Origin of the sequence: Acidovorax sp. SUPP950 (assembly GCF_030158935.1) — a bacterium.
GTDB lineage: Bacteria > Pseudomonadota > Gammaproteobacteria > Burkholderiales > Burkholderiaceae_C > Paracidovorax.
In genome coordinates this window covers 427377-441983 of record NZ_BQXE01000003.1, presented here as the reverse complement: position 1 = coordinate 441983, position 14607 = coordinate 427377, and the positions used below count along the sequence as shown (strand labels likewise).

Genomic DNA, 14607 nt, shown 5'->3' with positions numbered 1-14607 from the left:
AATTCCGCTTAACCGGGGCAAAGCACCCATGACCTGGAAACCCCCAGCGCCGCTCCGCCGCTCAGGCCGGATCGAGCGGGAACACCGGCCGGCGCACGTTCCTGAACGGGAACAGCGCGTAGTTGGAACTCGTCACCCCTGTGGGACTGTCGCACTCGACCAGCGCGTGCGACAGCGGCACGAACACCGGGCGGCAGTACATGCGCGATTTGAGCAGCACGAAACGGTGGGCCGTGGGGTCCAGGCCCACGCAGGAGAACACGCCCAGGTCCCACGGCTCGTGCGTGCGCTCGGTCACCACGATGCGCGCCGCGCCGGTATCGAACAGCACCGTGCGCCCCATGGCGCAGCGCTGGCCGGTATAGATGGGGCCGGTCACGGTGTATTCGCCATCGCTGATGGCCACCACCATGCCCTCGACCGCCACGGGCGCCTTGGCCACGCCGAGTTGCGTGAGCGGCACCTTGTTGCCCAGCCGCACGGCGACGCGCGCGCCGACGCCGGCCGCCACCAGTTCGGCGACCGCCCCGGGGTCGCACAGCGGGCCCACGGCGATGTCTTGCAGGCCGTTGGCGAGCGCCGCCTGCAGCACGTCCATGGCATCGCAGGTGCCGCCGGACATGCAGTTGTCGCTGTGGTCCAGCAGCAGCACGGGGCGGTCCGCGCCCACGGCCAGGGCCTGCGCGCGCTGCAGGGACTGATCTAGCGGCTCGCTGTCGTAGACGAACTCGGCGCGCTCGCTCCACATGGCGGCAGCGATGCGGTCGGCGGCCGCCTGGGCCGGTTCGGGATCGTCGGCCGGGGCCGTGACCACCACGCTCATGCACGGCGCCTCGATATCGGCGAGCGAAAAGCCGGCGAACACCGTCACCGCCGGAATGCCGCCGGCCTCGGCCGCGCGGGCCGCGTCCACCGCGCGGAGCATGGCACCCTGCAGCGTGGTGCTGCGCAGCGTGTGGCCCATCATGGGCAGCGGGTGCCAGCGGACGGTGTAGCGCGCCTGGCCATGCAGCATGGCCAGCAGCAGGCGCCCGGCGTGTTCGCCGGTTTCGTACATGTCGATGTGCGGGTAGGTCTTGAAGCCCACCATCACGTCGGCATTGGCGACCATCTTGGGGGTGATGTTGCCGTGCAGGTCCAGCGCCACGCCGACGGGCACGCCCGGTGCGGCGGCCCGCACGCGCTCCAGCAGGTCGCCTTCGCCGTCGGGGCTGTTCTCGGCCACCATGGCGCCGTGCAGGTCCAGCAGGATGGCATCGCAGCCCGGGGCGGCATCCACGATGCGGCGAGTCAGTTCATCGTAGGCCGCGGCATGCACCGGCCCGCTGGGGTTGGCCATGGCCGACACGGGCGTGACCAGTGTGGCGCCCAGCCCCTTGGCCAGGTCGATGAACGCCGCCATGGCCGTGCGCATGCCCTCGTTCTCCTGCAGCGCCTGCGCGCCATAGGCGGGCGAAAAGGCCTCCAGCGGCGTGGGAACGGGCGAGAAGGTGTTGGTCTCGTGGTTGAGCCGCGCGATCAGGATCTTCATGCCGCCACCCCCGCGCTGCGCAGCATGGCCTGCAGCAGCACGTTGCAGCCGGCCTCCAGATGCTCGGGCCGGGCGTCTTCGATCTCGTTGTGGCTGATGCCGTCCGCGCAAGGCACGAAGACCATGGCGGTGGGCGCCAGGCGCGCCAGGTACACGGCGTCGTGCCCGGCGCCGCTCACCACGTCCATGGCGGTGTAGCCCAGGGCCTGGGCATCGGCGCGCACGCCTTCGACCAGTGCCGGGGCGAAGGGCTGCGGCGGAAAGTACACGACCTGCTCCACGGCCACCGGCGTGCGGTGGGCCGAGCCGATGCGCTCGCAGGCGGCGCGCAGGGCCGCATCCATCTGCTGCAGCACCGCGTCGTCGGCGGCGCGCAGGTCCACGGTCATGCGCACGCTGCCGGGGATGACGTTGCGCGAGCTGGGGAAGACGTCCAGCACGCCCACCGTGCCGCGCGCATGCGGGGCGTGGTCGAGGGCGATGCGATTGACCTCGGCCACCAGGCGGCTCGCCGCCAGCAGCGCGTCGCGGCGCAGCTCCATCGGCGTGGGGCCGGCGTGGGCCTCCATGCCCTGCACGGTCACGTCGTACCAGCGCTGGCCCAGCGCGCCCTGCACCACGCCGATCACGCAGTCGTTGGCCTCCAGCACCGGCCCCTGCTCGATGTGCGCCTCGAAATACGCACCCACCGCGGGCGTGGGAGCCAATGTGCCGGCATACCCGATGGCGGCCAGCGCCTCGGCCACGCTGGTGCCCTGCGCATCGCGCTGGGCCAGTGCATGTTCGAGCGTGAATGCCCCGGCGAACACGCCGGAGCCCATCATCACGGGCACGAAGCGCGAGCCTTCCTCATTGGTCCACACCGCCACCTCGATCGGCGCCTCGGTGGCGATGCCCGCATCGTTCAGGCTGCGCACCACCTCCAGGCCGGCCAGCACGCCGTAGTTGCCATCGAACTTGCCCCCCGTGGGCTGCGTGTCGATGTGGCTGCCGGTCATCACCGGGGGCAGGGCATCGTTGCGGCCCGCGCGGCGCGCGAACAGATTGCCGATGGCGTCGATGCGCACACTGCAGCCGGCCTCGCGCGCCCAGCGCACGAAGAGGTCGCGGCCTTCGCCGTCCAGCGCGGTGAGCGCCAGCCGGCACACGCCGCCCTTGGGCGTGGCGCCGATGCGGGCCAGGTCCATCAGCGATTGCCACAGGCGCGCGCCGTTCACGCGGGGTTGCAGAGCAGGGGAGAGGGTCTTCATGTCCACGGTGGTGATCCTGAAAGAGAAAGCAGAAGCAGAAAGCCGGTTTCGAACAGGCAGGCTCAGGCCAGGCCCACGCCCAGATAGCGGTCCTTGGTGGCCTCGTCGGCCAGGAACGCGGCGTTGCCGGCCTCGTGCACGATGGCGCCCTGCTCGATGATGTAGTGGCGGTCGGCCAGCTGGGTGCAGACCTCCAGGTTCTGCTCCACCAGCAGGATGGCCACGCCGGCGGCCTTGATGGCTTGGAGCTGCGCCACGATCTCCTCAACGATCACAGGGGCCAGGCCCTCCACGGGCTCGTCGAGCATGAGCAGGCGCGGCGCGTTCATCAGCGCGCGGCCGATGGCCAGCATCTGCTGCTCGCCGCCCGACAGCTGCCCGCCGCCGTTGCGGCGCCGCTCCTTGAGGCGTGGAAAGATGCGGTAGATATCGGCCAGTTGCCAGGGCGACTGCTTGCGCAGGCCCAGCAGCAGGTTCTCTTCCACCGTGAGCAGCCGGAAGATGCCCCGGTGCTCCGGCACCAGGCACACGCCGCGCTGGGCGATGCGGTGCGCGGGCAGGCCCTGCACGTCGTCGCCCATGAAGCGCACACGCCCCTGGCTGGGCGGCACCACGCCGCAGATGGCCTTGAGCGTGGTGGTCTTGCCCGCGCCGTTGCGCCCGAGCAGCGTGACCAGTTCGCCATCGTTCACGTGCAGGTCCACGCCCTGCAGCACATGGCTCTTGCCGTAGTGGGCGTGCAGCCCTTCGATCTGCAGGATCGTCATGCCTTGCCTCCGGTGATCATGTTGCCCAGATAGGCGCTGCGCACCCGCTCGTCGCTGCGGATGGCGTGCGGGTGCCCCTCGGCCAGCACGCGGCCCTGCTGCATCACGGTGACGGTGTCGGAGATGTCCATGACGATGTTCATGTTGTGCTCGATGAGCACCACGGTGTGCTCGTCCTTGAGGCCCTGGATCAGGCGCTTCATCTCGTCCAGGTCGTCGATGCCCATGCCCGAGGTGGGCTCGTCCAGAAAGATCGCCTTCGGCCCCGCCGCCAGCGCCATGCCCACCTCCAGCCGCCGCTGCTGCCCGTGCGAGAGGTTGCCGACCGGCGTGTCCGCATGGCGCTCCAGGCCCAGGCGCGCCAGCACGCTGGCCACCACGTCGGCGCGGGAGCGAGGGCCCACGGGCGCGCTCCAGCAGTTCAGGGCCTGCGCGGGCGCGGTGCCCTGCGCGGCCAGGCGCAGGTTCTCGCGCACGGGCAGGGTGAGGAACAGGCTGGTGACCTGGAACGAGCGGGCCATGCCGCGCTGCACGCGCCGGTGGTCGGGCTCGCGCGTCACGTCGTGCCCGTCGAACACGATGCGTCCGCCGCTCACGCCCTTGGTGCCGGTGAGCATGTGAAACAGCGTGGTCTTGCCCGCGCCGTTGGGGCCGATCACCGAATGCACGGTGTTCGCGCGCACCTTCAAGTCCACGCCCGAGAGCGCGGCAAACTTGTCGTAGCGCTTTTCCACGCCGATGGCTTCCAGCAGGATGGGTGCGGCGGTCATGCTTTGTCTCCCGTGCCGGCGGTGGTGGCGTTCGCGCCGCCCCGAAGGCCGCGCAGGCGCCCCCATGCGGATTCCAGCAGGCCCCAAAGGCCGCGCTGCATGCCCAGGCTCACCGCCATCAGCACCACGCCCAGCAGCAGCAGCCAGCGCGGCCACAAGGTGGAGAGCCAGTCGCCCACGATGAGGTAGAAGGCCGATCCCAGCAGCGAGGCCAGCAGGTTGCCGGTGCCGCCGATTACCGTCATCACCAGGATCATCTCGCTCGTGTGGTACTCGGCGCTCGCCAGCGGGGCGATGCCGGTCATCATGGCGTGCAGCGCGCCGGCCAGGCCCGTTACCGCGCCCGAGATCACGAACGCCTGCAGCTTGAGCAGCCGCAGGTTGTAGCCGATGGCGCCCGCGCGCTCCTCGTTGTCGCGCACGGCCAGCAGCGTGCGCCCGAAGATCGACGCCGACACCTTCTGCAGCAGCCAGAAGGCCAGCAGGAACACCACCGCCACGAAGCCGTAGTACTGCCAGGGCGACTGCAGTGGCCACAGCGTGAACCCGCCCACGGCCAGCGAGGGGCGCGGAATGTCCATCAGGCCGTTGTCCCCGCCCGTGAGGCTGGGCAGGGAATAGGCCAGGAAATAGAACATCTGCGCGAACGCGAGCGTCAGCATCACGAAGTAGGTGCCGCGCTGGCGGATGGCCACCCAGCCCACCAGCGCCGCGCCCAGCGCGCCCGCCGCCACGGCGAGCGCCAGCGCGAGCGGCATGGGCAGCGGCCACCGCGTGAGCGTGAGGGCGATGGTGTAGCTGCCCAGCCCGAAGAAGATGCCCTGCCCGAAGGACAGCAGCCCCGTGTGGCCCAGCAGCAGGTTGCAGCCCATGGCCGCCAGGCCGTAGATCAGCACCTCGCTGGCGAGCGAGCCCGACTGCATGGTGAGCGGCATCGCCAGCACGAAGGCCAGGGCCAGCAGCAGGTGGAAGTGTTTGCGCAAGATCGTCATGGCGGTGTTCATCCTTTGCGGCCCAGCAGGCCATGCGGGCGCAGCAGCAGCACGGCGGCCATGGCGATGTAGATCATCAGGCGCGCGCCTTCGGGCCACACCGTGCTCATCACGCTCTGCACGATGCCGATCAGCAGGCCGCCGACCAGCGCGCCGCCGAAGCTGCCCATGCCGCCCACCACCACGACCACGAAGGCCACGCCCAGCGCCTCGATGCCCATGAAGGGCTCGGCGCCGCGGATCGGCGCGGCCAGCACGCCCGCGATGGCGGCGGTGGCCGCACCCAGCGCGAACACCAGGCTGAAGATGCGGAACACGTTGATGCCCAGCAGCGACACCATCTCGGTCGATTCGCTGCCCGCGCGCACCGCGCTGCCCAGGCGCGTACCTTCGAGCACCCACCACAGGCCCACGGCCAGCACGGCGGTGAAGCCGATCACGAACAGGCGGTACTTGGGATACACGAAGCTGCCCCACATCACCACGCCCTGCAGCAGGTCGGGCACCGCCACGCTGTCGCCCAGCGGCCCCCACTGCAGGATGACCAGCTCCTGGATCGCCAGCGCCAGGCCCACGGTGACCAGGATGTGGAACTCGTGCGGCTTGGCGTAGACGTGGCGCAGCACGAGCTTTTCGGTCAGCCAGCCGAGCGCGCCCACCACGAGCGGCACCACGGCCAGCGCGAGCCAGAAGCTCAGCCCCCAGCGCGTCATCTGGTAGCAGAAATACGCGCCCAGCAGGTAGAACGCGCCGTGCGCGAAGTTCACGAAGCGCAGCAGGCCGAACACGATGGACAGGCCGACGGCCAGCAGGAAATACAGCATGCCGATGCCGATCCCGTTGATGACCTGTAGCAGGTAGATGCTCATGGAAGTGGGGCAGTCAAGGCTTTGGCCCCGCGGCTGCGGAGCGGACGGTGAAGGGCTAAGGCGCGGGGCGCAGGAAGGCGGGAGCGAGCGGTCAGCCCAGCTTGCAGCCGGTCTGGTCCAGCGGCAGGAACGACTTGCCCGAACTCACCACGTCCACGTAGTCGTCCTTGTTGGCCATCCTGGCCTTGGGCTTGCCCTTGAGCAGGTAGTAGTTCTTGAGCACCTGGTGGTCGCCCTTGCGGATCTCTTCCTCGCCCGTGAGGCCCGCGTACTTCATGCCCTCCAGCACGGCGATCACCGCCTTCTGGTCCACCGTGCCGGCCTTGAGGATGCCGTCGATCAGCAGCTTGGTGCAGATGTACGAGCCCGCCAGGCTGTAGTTGGGGTTGGACTTGAACTTGTCGTTGCTGCGCTTGACCAGCTCCAGGTTCAGCGGGGCATCGGCGGTGTGCCAGTACTGCGCGCCGAAATACACGCCGTCGCACAGATCCGCGCCCAGCGACTCGAACTGCTCCAGCCCCGAGGCCCAGGCGATCAGGATGGTCATGTTCTTGTGCATGCCGAAGCTCACCGCCTGGCGCAGCGCATCCGACGACTGCGAGCCGAAGTTCAGCAGCAGCAGCACGTCGGGCTTGGCGGCCATGGCGTTGGTCAGGTAGCCGCTGAACTCCTTCTCGGCCAGCGAGTGGTAGCTGTTGCCCACGTGCTCCAGGCCCTTTTCCTTGAAGACGTTCTTGGCGGCCGACAGCAGGCCGTCGCCGAACACGTACTGCGGCGTGATGGTGTACCAGCGCTTGGCCTTGGGCAGCGCGTCGGCCAGCGGGCGCACCGTCTGCTCGATGGCGCCGAAGGTCGGCACCGACCAGCGGAACGTGGCGCTGTTGCAGTCCTTGCCGGTGATCTCGTCGGCCCCGGCCGTGGTGATGAAGATGCCGCCCGCCTTCTCGGCCTCCTTGCCCATGGCCAGCGATTCGGACGACAGGATGCCGCCCGCGAAAAAGCGCGTGCCCTGCTGCTGCGACGACTCCTGCACCTTGCGCACGGCCGTGGCGGGCTTGCCTTCGGTGTCCAGCACCGTGTAGGCCAGGGGGCGCTTGAGGGCCGAGCCGTACTGCTCGATGGCCAGCTTCATGCCCAGGTCGGCGAACTTTCCGTTGGCGGCGAAGGCGCCCGACATGGGCACCGGGCAGCCGAACTGGATGGCGCCGGCGGACTGCGCCCAGGCGCTGCGTGCCAGGCCCAGCGATGCGGGCAGCGCGCCCAGTGCGGAGAGTTGCAAGAGTTGACGACGGTGCATGAAGGGGCTCCTGTGGGGGTTGGGTCGGCCGGCCTGCAGGCCAGGGCACGGCTTTTTGCAAAGCACGCGGCGTGCCACGTGTTTTTCCTATTTATAGTGATAAATAGAACAAATCGCGTGCACGTAAACCCTGCCCGACCCGCCGCTGCACGGCCCTGGTGCATACACTGCACCACGGAAGCGACAGCCGGGTGCCAGGCACCGCGCTGCGCCTTGCCCCGTCTTCAACCCAGCAACGCACCCATGGCCACGAAACCGCCCGCCGGCAAGCCGATCAAGCCCCTGAAGCGCCCCGACCTGGTGGCGCAGGAAATCAAGCGGCTCATCACCGAAAAGAACCTGAGCCCGGGCGACCGCCTGCCGCGCGAGAGCGAGCTGCAGGCGCAGTTCGAAGTGAGCAAGGGCACCATCCGCGAGGCGCTCAAGTCGCTGGAGGTGCAGGGCCTGGTGACCATCTCCACCGGCCCCTCGGGCGGCGGCACCATCGCCGAGGTGTCGCTGGACCGCACGCTGCAGTTCCTGCAGAACTACCTGTTCTTCCAGGACGTGACGATCGACAACATCTACGCCGTGCGCCAGTTCCTGGAGCCCGAGCTGGCCGCCGGCGCCGTGCCGCACCTGACCGAGGCCGATTTCGAGGCGCTGGAGCACAGCATCGCCTGCTGCGATCCCAACTCCAGCAGCGAGGACCTGCTGAGCCAGCGCCGCGAGGACGTCAACTTCCACGACATCCTGGCCGCGGCCAACCCCAATCCGTTCCTGCGCTTCACCTGCGAGCTGATCAACGAAATGCTGCGCCAGCTCATCGTGTACGGCAACCGCACCCCGAAGTCGGAGCACCGGCGCTTCGGCGAGGCCAACGCCAACTTCCACCGCGAGATCGTGCAGGCGGCGCGCGCCCGGGATGCGGAAAAAGTGCGCGAAATGATGGCCCGGCACATGCTGGATGCGGCCAGCAGCGTCAAGCGCATGAAAGGCCGCATCCAGGGGCGCCTGATCCTGGACGCCGACACGCTGCGCAGCCCCCGCTCGGCCCACGTCCGCAGCCGCTGAACGGCTCGCCGAACTCCCCAAAACGCCAAAAGTTGGTGTTGGGGCGTGTTATTTTTGAATCAATTGGTATCTTCGGGAACCTTTGACATCGATTTCGCGGCTTCCGCGGCGACACTTCGCGCCTGCGGGCCCCCAATGACCGGGAAAGCGCGACCGGGAGGGCGCGGCCGGCTCGGGCACCCGATACATTCCATTTCCATTCTTTGATGCACCCATGAACGCAGTTCTTCCGTGGGCCGGCTGGCTGGCGGCCGCCATGCTGTCCGCTGCGGTCCACGCCGGGGCGAAACCCCCCATGGCGCTCGACCCCGCCCAGTGCCAGCCCCCGGACGCGGACCTTTCGCTGCCGGCGGCCTGGGAGCCCTACCGCGACGCGGTGCGCGCCTGCCCACTGGTGCAGGGCGGTGCCGCCGGGAATGCGCCGGCCAAGGCCGCCAAGGTGCGCCTGCTGGCCGTGTTCACCGACGCCCACTACCGCGGCCTGCCGCCCGATGCGCCGTGGGAGCGCTTTCCGCTGCCCCTGCTGGTGGACGACACCGGCCGCTGCGTCGGCAAATTGACCCACCTCTTTCCCGCGGACCCGCCCGAGGAACTGGACGTGGTCCCCGGCCGCTGGCGCGACGGCGTGCCGCACGAGATCCAGCTCCAGGTGCGCTCGCCCGCCGTGGGTGGCGACTACCACCTGCCCACCCTGCGGTGGGATGCCAAGAACCGCCTGTACCGGCCGGCAGCCTCCGGGCCCGCCTCCGCCAAGCCCCCGACGCCCCCGGACCAGGACAAGACCCCATGCCCGTAGACGCCACTGCGGTCGCGAAGCTGAAGCAGGCCTGCGATCAGGCCGCCGACCTCCATCCCAACTCCTGCAGCCACGCCGTCTGGCACGTGATCAAGCAGTACCTGCCCGACCAGCCCTACATGAGCGCCAACGCGCTGATGGACCACGTGCAGGGGCAGCGCCACTGGCGCTCCGTGCCCGCCTCGCAGGTGGGCGACCTCGCGCGCGGCGGGGCGGTCATCGTCGGGGGCAAGAAGGAGTCGGGCAACGGCCACGTCATCGTGGTCTACCCGGGCCCCGACAAGGCCGCCGGCGGCTATGCCTACACCCGCGGCGGCAAGACCGAAACGCTGCGCACGCGCGGCAGCTACCCGCCCGCGATGTCCACCTCGCTGGGCAACTGGGAAGGCGCCCGCAGCAAGGGCGACAAGACCATCTGGGACCCCTGGGCGAGCGACGCCAAGTTCGCCAGCGTGACCTTCTGGCAGCTGGTGCAGTAAGCCGTTCGCCGCCCGCCGCCCCGCCCGGCCCCTCCCCCCGATCCGTTTTTTTCATTCACAGCAACAGGTGATCTCCATGGCCTCTCACAGCAAACTTCTGGGTCTTCTTTTCAGCGCCGCACTCCTGGGCGGCTGCGCCAACACGTCCAACACCGAAGCCAGCACGGCGGCTGCGGACGCATCGGCCCAGGCGGCCGCAGCGCCCGCCCCGGCGCCCGTCGCGCCCCCGCCAGCACCCGAACCCGAGCCGCTGCGCATTCCCGAAGACGGCACCGTGGCCGAGTTCTCGGGCCTGGAGACCGAACTGCCGGCCGACACGCCTGCGCTGCTCGACATCCTGACCGCCGACAAGGCCGGCAACCAGCGCTGGGAGATCAAGGGCTACGCCGACCGCAAGACCGCCAAGAACGCCCGCGAGATCGCCCTGGCCCGTGCCCTGGCCGTGCGCAAGGAACTGGTGTCGCGCGGCGTGCCGGCGAAGAACCTGCGCGTGATGTTCAGCACCGACCAGGCCCGCAACGCGGTGACCGTGCTGCCGCGCTGATCGCGCGCGCCTCCGTCGCCTGCACCGGAGTCATCGCCCGGGCAGGCCACCCGGCGGCCCGGGCGCCTTGCGCGCCCCGGGCCGCTGTGCTTTGTGGGGCTCAGCGGCTGCTCGGGAAGGCGAACACCGCGCCTTCGCGCACGCCGGCCGAGGGCCAGCGCTGCGTGATGGTCTTGCGCTTGGTGTAGAAGCGCACGGCGTCGGGGCCGTAGGCATGCAGGTCGCCAAACAGGCTGCGCTTCCAGCCGCCGAACGAGTGGTAGGCCACGGGCACCGGCAGCGGCACGTTCACGCCCACCATGCCGACCTGGATGTGGTCGGTGAAATAGCGGGCCGCCTCGCCGTCGCGCGTGAAGATGCAGGTGCCGTTGCCGTACTCGTGGTCGTTGATGAGCTGCATGGCCTCCTGCAGCGTCTTCACGCGCACCACGCCCAGCACGGGACCGAAGATCTCTTCCTGGTAGATCTTCATGCCGGGCTTCACGTGGTCGAACAGGCAGGCGCCCAGGAAGTAGCCCTGTTCATGGCCGGCCACCTGCATGCCGCGGCCATCAACCACCAGCGTCGCGCCTTCGGCCACACCGCTGTCCACATAGGCCTTCACCTTCTCGAAGTGCGCTTGCGTGACCAGCGGGCCCATGTCGTTGCCGCCGTTGTCGGTCTGGGTGCCGGGGCCGACCTTCATCTTGGCGATCTCGGTCTTCAGGCCGGCGATCACCGCGTCGCCCACGGCATCGCCCACGGCCACCAGCAGCGGGATCGCCATGCAGCGCTCGCCGCACGAGCCATACGCCGCGCCCATCAGGGCGCTCACGGCGTTGTCCACGTCGGCATCGGGCATGAGCACCGCATGGTTCTTGGCGCCACCCAGGGCCTGCACGCGCTTGCCATGCTTGCAGCCTTCCGAATAGATGTATTCCGCGATCGGCGTGGAGCCCACGAAGCTCACCGCCTTCACGCGCGGGTCGCGCAGCAGCGTGTCCACCGCCGTCTTGTCGCCGTTGACCACGTTCAGCACGCCGGGCGGCAGGCCGGCTTGCAGCGCCAGCTGGGCGATGAACAGCGTGCTGCTCGGGTCGCGCTCGGACGGTTTCAGCACGAAGGTGTTGCCGCAGGCGATGGCCATGGGCCACATCCACAGCGGCACCATGGCCGGAAAGTTGAACGGCGTGATGCCGGCGGTGACGCCCAGCGCCTGGAACTCGCTCCACGAGTCGATGTTCGGGCCCACGTTGCGGCTGTGCTCGCCCTTGAGCAGCTCGGGCGCGTAGCTGGCGTATTCCACGTTCTCGATGCCGCGCTGCAGCTCGCCGTGCGCATCGCTCAGCACCTTGCCGTGCTCGGCGGTGATGAGGGCAGCGATTTCATCGGCGTGCTCTTCCAGCAGCACCTTGAGCCTGGACATCACGCGGGCGCGCTTGAGCGGCGGCGTGTTGCGCCAGGCGGGGAAGGCTGCCTCGGCCGAAGCGATGGCCTGCTCCACCGTCGCCTGCGAGGCCAGCGCCACGCTGGTGGACGACTGGCCCGTGGCCGGGTTGAACACGGGCTGCGTGCGGACGGTGTCGGCCACGATCTGGCCGTCGATCAGGTGGCCGATGGTGGCGGTGACGTTCTGGTCTTGGTGCATGGGAATGGAGTTCAGGGTAAAAAGTGCCCCCAGTGCATATTCCACTAGGGCATACAGCTACAAAATAAATAGCAATCGCTGGCAGCGGGGCTCAAGCCGTCTCGGCCAGCGCATCGCCCAGGGCGCTCACCAGCCGGTCGATCTCGGCGCGTTCGCTGATGAACGGCGGCGCCAGCTGGATCGTGTCGCCGCCGTAGCGCACGTAAAAGCCCTTCTTCCAGCAGTTCATGGCGATCTCGTAGGGCCGGCGGGCCGGCTCGCCCGGCAGCGGCGCGATGGTGAAGCCCGCGGCCAGGCCGTAGTTGCGGATGTCCAGCACATGCTGCGCGCCTTTCAAGCTGTGCACCGCCTGCTCGAAGTACGGCGCCAGCGCCTTGGCGCGGCCGGGCATGTCTTCCTTTTGCAGGATGTCGAGCACCGCCAGGCCGGCGGCGCAGGCCACGGGGTGGGCCGAATAGGTGTAGCCGTGCGGGAATTCGAGCATGTACTCGGGCCCGCCCTGCGCCATGAAGGTGTCGTAGATCTCCTTGGAGGCGACCACGCCGCCCAGCGGCTGCGCGCCGTTGGTGACCTGCTTGGCGAAGTTGAGGATGTCGGGCGTCACGCCGAAGGCCTCCGCCCCCGTCCACGCGCCGCAGCGGCCGAAGCCGGTGATGACCTCGTCGAAGATCAGCAGGATGTTGTTCTGCGTGCAGATCTCGCGGATGCGCTCCAGATAGCCCTTGGGCGGAATCACCACGCCGGCCGAGCCCGAGAACGGCTCCACGATCACCGCCGCGATGTTGGAGGCGTCGTGCAGCGCGATCACGTCCAGCAGCTTGTCGGCCAGCGCCCGGCCGCCGTCCTCGGCCATGCCACGCACGAACGAGCCCATTGCCGGCTGCGTGTGCGGCAGGTGGTCCGCCTCCACGCCCTGGCCGAAGGTCTTGCGGTTGCCCACCATGCCGCCCACCGAGATGCCGCCAAAGTTCACCCCGTGGTAGCCCTTCTCGCGGCCGATCAGGCGCGTCTTGCCGGCCTGGCCCTTGGCACGCCAGTAGGCGCGCGCCATCTTGAGCGAGGTGTCGGCCGACTCCGAGCCCGAGCCGGTGAAGAACACGTAGTCGAGCCCCGCGGGCGTGAGTTCCTTGATCTTGTTGGCCAGCGCGAACGACGCGGGATGGCCGAACTGGAAGGCCGGCGAATAGTCGAGCGTGGCGGCCGCCTTGCCGATCGCCTCGGCGACGTCCTTGCGGCCATGGCCCAGCCCCGCGCACCACAGGCCCGAGAGACCGTCGAAGATCTTGCGACCTTCGGAGTCGGTGTAGTAGGCGCCCTGGCCCGAGACGATCATGCGCGGCGCGGCCTTGAACTGCCGGTTGGCGGTGAAGGGCATCCAGTGCGCATCCAGCCAGGCCGCGTCCATGCGCGGCGCGGTGGCTTCGGGAGCGGAGTCGAGGACGGTGAAGCTCATGGTCGGTCCAATCACAAAGAAAACAAAAGGGGCGCAAGGCGCTGCCGCACAGGCCGCAGGTGGCCCTGCCAGCGGGCGGGTGGCCCCATTGTTCCGGCGGTCGATAATCCCTCCAATGGACAAATATCAATGTTTACTTGACGATTCATGCAAGTAAAGCCCACCCCGCTCGCCATGCCCGACGACGCCCCACCCCCCGCCTCGCCCACGCTGCCGTCCCCGGCGCCCCAGGCCGCGCGCGAACGCGCGGTGCTCGGCCAGTTGAGCGACATGGACCTGCGCCTGCTGCAGGTGTTCAAGAGCGTGGTCGATTGCGGCGGCATGGCCGCGGCCGAACTGGAGCTGAACATCGGCACCAGCACCGTCAGCCGCCACGTGAAGGACCTCGAAACCCGCCTGGGGCTGACCCTGTGCCGGCGTGGCCGGGCGGGCTTCGCGCTCACTCCGGAAGGCCAGCGCGTGTACGACGAAACCCTGCGCCTATTGGCCGCCGTGCAGGGCTTTCGCGACAGCGTGGACGGCATCCACTCGCGCATGGGCGGCCAACTGGCCGTCGCCGTGTTCGACAAGACCGCCAGCAACCCGGCCGCGCGCATCGGCGAGGCCATCGCCGCCTTCACCGCCCAGGCGCCGGACGTGCACCTGCAGATGCACGTGGGCTCGATCAACGCCATCGAGCGCGGCGTGATCGACGGCACCTACCAGGTGGGCATCATCCCCGCCCACCGCGCCTCGCAGAGCCTGCTGTACACCGACCTGTTCGGCGAGACCATGCTGCTGTACTGCGGCGCGGGCCACCCGCTGTTCGGGGCGGACCACTCGGCGCTCGACTGGGACGCCGTGCGCGCGCACCCTTTCGCCGGCCTGGGCTACCACTCGCCCAACATGGAGCTGAGCCACCAGGCTCGCCTCACCCGCACCGCCACGGGCTTCGACCAGGAATCCATCGCCACGCTGGTGCTCTCGGGCCGCTACCTGGGCTTCCTGCCCGACCACTATGCCGAAGCCTTCGAGCGCACCAGCCGCCTGCAGGCCGTGCGGCCCGAGGCGCTGCGCTATGAATGCCAGTTCGTGAGCCTGCTGCGAAGGTCGCCCGAGCCGCCGAGGGCGGCGCAAGCGTTTCAGCGGTGTTTGGTGGGGGCCCATGCACCGCCCTGAAACAACGATGGCCCGCGATTG

The 14607-nt window shown here is 69.1% G+C and carries 14 protein-coding genes; 5 read left to right on the top strand and 9 right to left on the bottom strand.

Annotated features, from left to right (window positions below; all coding sequences use genetic code 11):
- Nucleotides 1-61: 61 nt before the first annotated feature.
- The 7 genes from AVME950_RS15855 to AVME950_RS15825 all read right to left on the bottom strand — a co-directional run bounded on the left by AVME950_RS15855 (nt 62) and on the right by AVME950_RS15825 (nt 7476).
- Nucleotides 62-1531 (bottom strand): M81 family metallopeptidase, encoded by a 1470-nt coding sequence (locus tag AVME950_RS15855; RefSeq protein WP_284430550.1) that lies wholly within the window; start codon nt 1529-1531, stop codon nt 62-64.
- Nucleotides 1528-2781 (bottom strand): Zn-dependent hydrolase, encoded by a 1254-nt coding sequence (locus tag AVME950_RS15850; RefSeq protein WP_284430711.1) that lies wholly within the window; start codon nt 2779-2781, stop codon nt 1528-1530. The genes AVME950_RS15855 and AVME950_RS15850 overlap by 4 nt, the downstream gene beginning before the upstream one ends.
- A 62-nt stretch (nt 2782-2843) precedes the next feature.
- Nucleotides 2844-3548, bottom strand: coding sequence for an ABC transporter ATP-binding protein (locus tag AVME950_RS15845; protein WP_272550174.1), 705 nt, complete (start codon nt 3546-3548; stop codon nt 2844-2846).
- On the bottom strand, nt 3545-4318 hold the full coding sequence (locus AVME950_RS15840; protein ID WP_272566356.1) for an ABC transporter ATP-binding protein: 774 nt from the start codon (nt 4316-4318) through the stop codon (nt 3545-3547). The genes AVME950_RS15845 and AVME950_RS15840 overlap by 4 nt, the downstream gene beginning before the upstream one ends.
- Complete coding sequence (locus AVME950_RS15835) at nt 4315-5310, bottom strand: branched-chain amino acid ABC transporter permease (protein ID WP_284430549.1); 996 nt, start codon at nt 5308-5310, stop codon at nt 4315-4317. Before AVME950_RS15835 ends, AVME950_RS15840 begins: the two co-directional genes overlap by 4 nt.
- Nucleotides 5311-5318: 8 nt before the next feature.
- Complete coding sequence (locus AVME950_RS15830; RefSeq protein ID WP_284397499.1) at nt 5319-6179, bottom strand: branched-chain amino acid ABC transporter permease; 861 nt, start codon at nt 6177-6179, stop codon at nt 5319-5321.
- A gap of 91 nt (nt 6180-6270) precedes the next feature.
- Nucleotides 6271-7476, bottom strand: a complete 1206-nt coding sequence (locus AVME950_RS15825) for an ABC transporter substrate-binding protein (protein ID WP_284430548.1) — start codon at nt 7474-7476, stop codon at nt 6271-6273.
- A gap of 243 nt (nt 7477-7719) precedes the next feature.
- On the opposite strand from AVME950_RS15825, the gene AVME950_RS15820 reads away from it, so the two are divergent.
- The 4 genes from AVME950_RS15820 to AVME950_RS15805 all read left to right on the top strand — a co-directional run bounded on the left by AVME950_RS15820 (nt 7720) and on the right by AVME950_RS15805 (nt 10348).
- On the top strand, nt 7720-8529 hold the full coding sequence (locus tag AVME950_RS15820; RefSeq protein ID WP_284430547.1) for a FadR/GntR family transcriptional regulator: 810 nt from the start codon (nt 7720-7722) through the stop codon (nt 8527-8529).
- A gap of 214 nt (nt 8530-8743) precedes the next feature.
- The gene (locus AVME950_RS15815) at nt 8744-9325 is read left to right on the top strand and encodes a hypothetical protein (protein WP_284407123.1); all 582 of its coding nucleotides are present in this window, start codon (nt 8744-8746) and stop codon (nt 9323-9325) included.
- On the top strand, nt 9316-9804 hold the full coding sequence (locus AVME950_RS15810) for a hypothetical protein (RefSeq protein WP_284409944.1): 489 nt from the start codon (nt 9316-9318) through the stop codon (nt 9802-9804). The genes AVME950_RS15815 and AVME950_RS15810 overlap by 10 nt, the downstream gene beginning before the upstream one ends.
- Nucleotides 9805-9880: 76 nt before the next feature.
- Nucleotides 9881-10348, top strand: coding sequence for an OmpA family protein (locus tag AVME950_RS15805; RefSeq protein ID WP_284426919.1), 468 nt, complete (start codon nt 9881-9883; stop codon nt 10346-10348).
- A 100-nt stretch (nt 10349-10448) separates the two neighbouring features.
- Here AVME950_RS15805 and AVME950_RS15800 read toward each other — a convergent pair whose 3' ends face one another.
- Both AVME950_RS15800 and aptA read right to left on the bottom strand, forming a co-directional pair.
- Nucleotides 10449-11975, bottom strand: coding sequence for a CoA-acylating methylmalonate-semialdehyde dehydrogenase (locus tag AVME950_RS15800; protein ID WP_284430546.1), 1527 nt, complete (start codon nt 11973-11975; stop codon nt 10449-10451).
- A 91-nt stretch (nt 11976-12066) separates the two neighbouring features.
- A complete protein-coding gene (gene aptA, locus AVME950_RS15795) occupies nt 12067-13428 on the bottom strand; it encodes an omega-aminotransferase AptA (protein WP_284430545.1) in 1362 nt (453 codons plus the stop codon).
- A 174-nt stretch (nt 13429-13602) separates the two neighbouring features.
- Between aptA and AVME950_RS15790 the strand changes: the two genes are divergently transcribed.
- Nucleotides 13603-14586 (top strand): LysR family transcriptional regulator, encoded by a 984-nt coding sequence (locus tag AVME950_RS15790; protein WP_502869414.1) that lies wholly within the window; start codon nt 13603-13605, stop codon nt 14584-14586.
- Nucleotides 14587-14607: the final 21 nt, after the last annotated feature.

What these genes read in the sequence shown, in the direction of transcription:
- AVME950_RS15855 (WP_284430550.1), bottom strand. Translation starts at nt 1,531, where the DNA reads ATGAAGATCCTGATCGCGCGGCTCAACCACGAGACCAACACCTTCTCG.
- AVME950_RS15850 (WP_284430711.1), bottom strand. Translation starts at nt 2,781, where the DNA reads ATGAAGACCCTCTCCCCTGCTCTGCAACCCCGCGTGAACGGCGCGCGC.
- AVME950_RS15845 (WP_272550174.1), bottom strand. Translation starts at nt 3,548, where the DNA reads ATGACGATCCTGCAGATCGAAGGGCTGCACGCCCACTACGGCAAGAGC.
- AVME950_RS15840 (WP_272566356.1), bottom strand. Translation starts at nt 4,318, where the DNA reads ATGACCGCCGCACCCATCCTGCTGGAAGCCATCGGCGTGGAAAAGCGC.
- AVME950_RS15835 (WP_284430549.1), bottom strand. Translation starts at nt 5,310, where the DNA reads ATGACGATCTTGCGCAAACACTTCCACCTGCTGCTGGCCCTGGCCTTC.
- AVME950_RS15830 (WP_284397499.1), bottom strand. Translation starts at nt 6,179, where the DNA reads ATGAGCATCTACCTGCTACAGGTCATCAACGGGATCGGCATCGGCATG.
- AVME950_RS15825 (WP_284430548.1), bottom strand. Translation starts at nt 7,476, where the DNA reads ATGCACCGTCGTCAACTCTTGCAACTCTCCGCACTGGGCGCGCTGCCC.
- AVME950_RS15820 (WP_284430547.1), top strand. Translation starts at nt 7,720, where the DNA reads ATGGCCACGAAACCGCCCGCCGGCAAGCCGATCAAGCCCCTGAAGCGC.
- AVME950_RS15815 (WP_284407123.1), top strand. Translation starts at nt 8,744, where the DNA reads ATGAACGCAGTTCTTCCGTGGGCCGGCTGGCTGGCGGCCGCCATGCTG.
- AVME950_RS15810 (WP_284409944.1), top strand. Translation starts at nt 9,316, where the DNA reads ATGCCCGTAGACGCCACTGCGGTCGCGAAGCTGAAGCAGGCCTGCGAT.
- AVME950_RS15805 (WP_284426919.1), top strand. Translation starts at nt 9,881, where the DNA reads ATGGCCTCTCACAGCAAACTTCTGGGTCTTCTTTTCAGCGCCGCACTC.
- AVME950_RS15800 (WP_284430546.1), bottom strand. Translation starts at nt 11,975, where the DNA reads ATGCACCAAGACCAGAACGTCACCGCCACCATCGGCCACCTGATCGAC.
- aptA (WP_284430545.1), bottom strand. Translation starts at nt 13,428, where the DNA reads ATGAGCTTCACCGTCCTCGACTCCGCTCCCGAAGCCACCGCGCCGCGC.
- AVME950_RS15790 (WP_502869414.1), top strand. Translation starts at nt 13,603, where the DNA reads ATGCCCGACGACGCCCCACCCCCCGCCTCGCCCACGCTGCCGTCCCCG.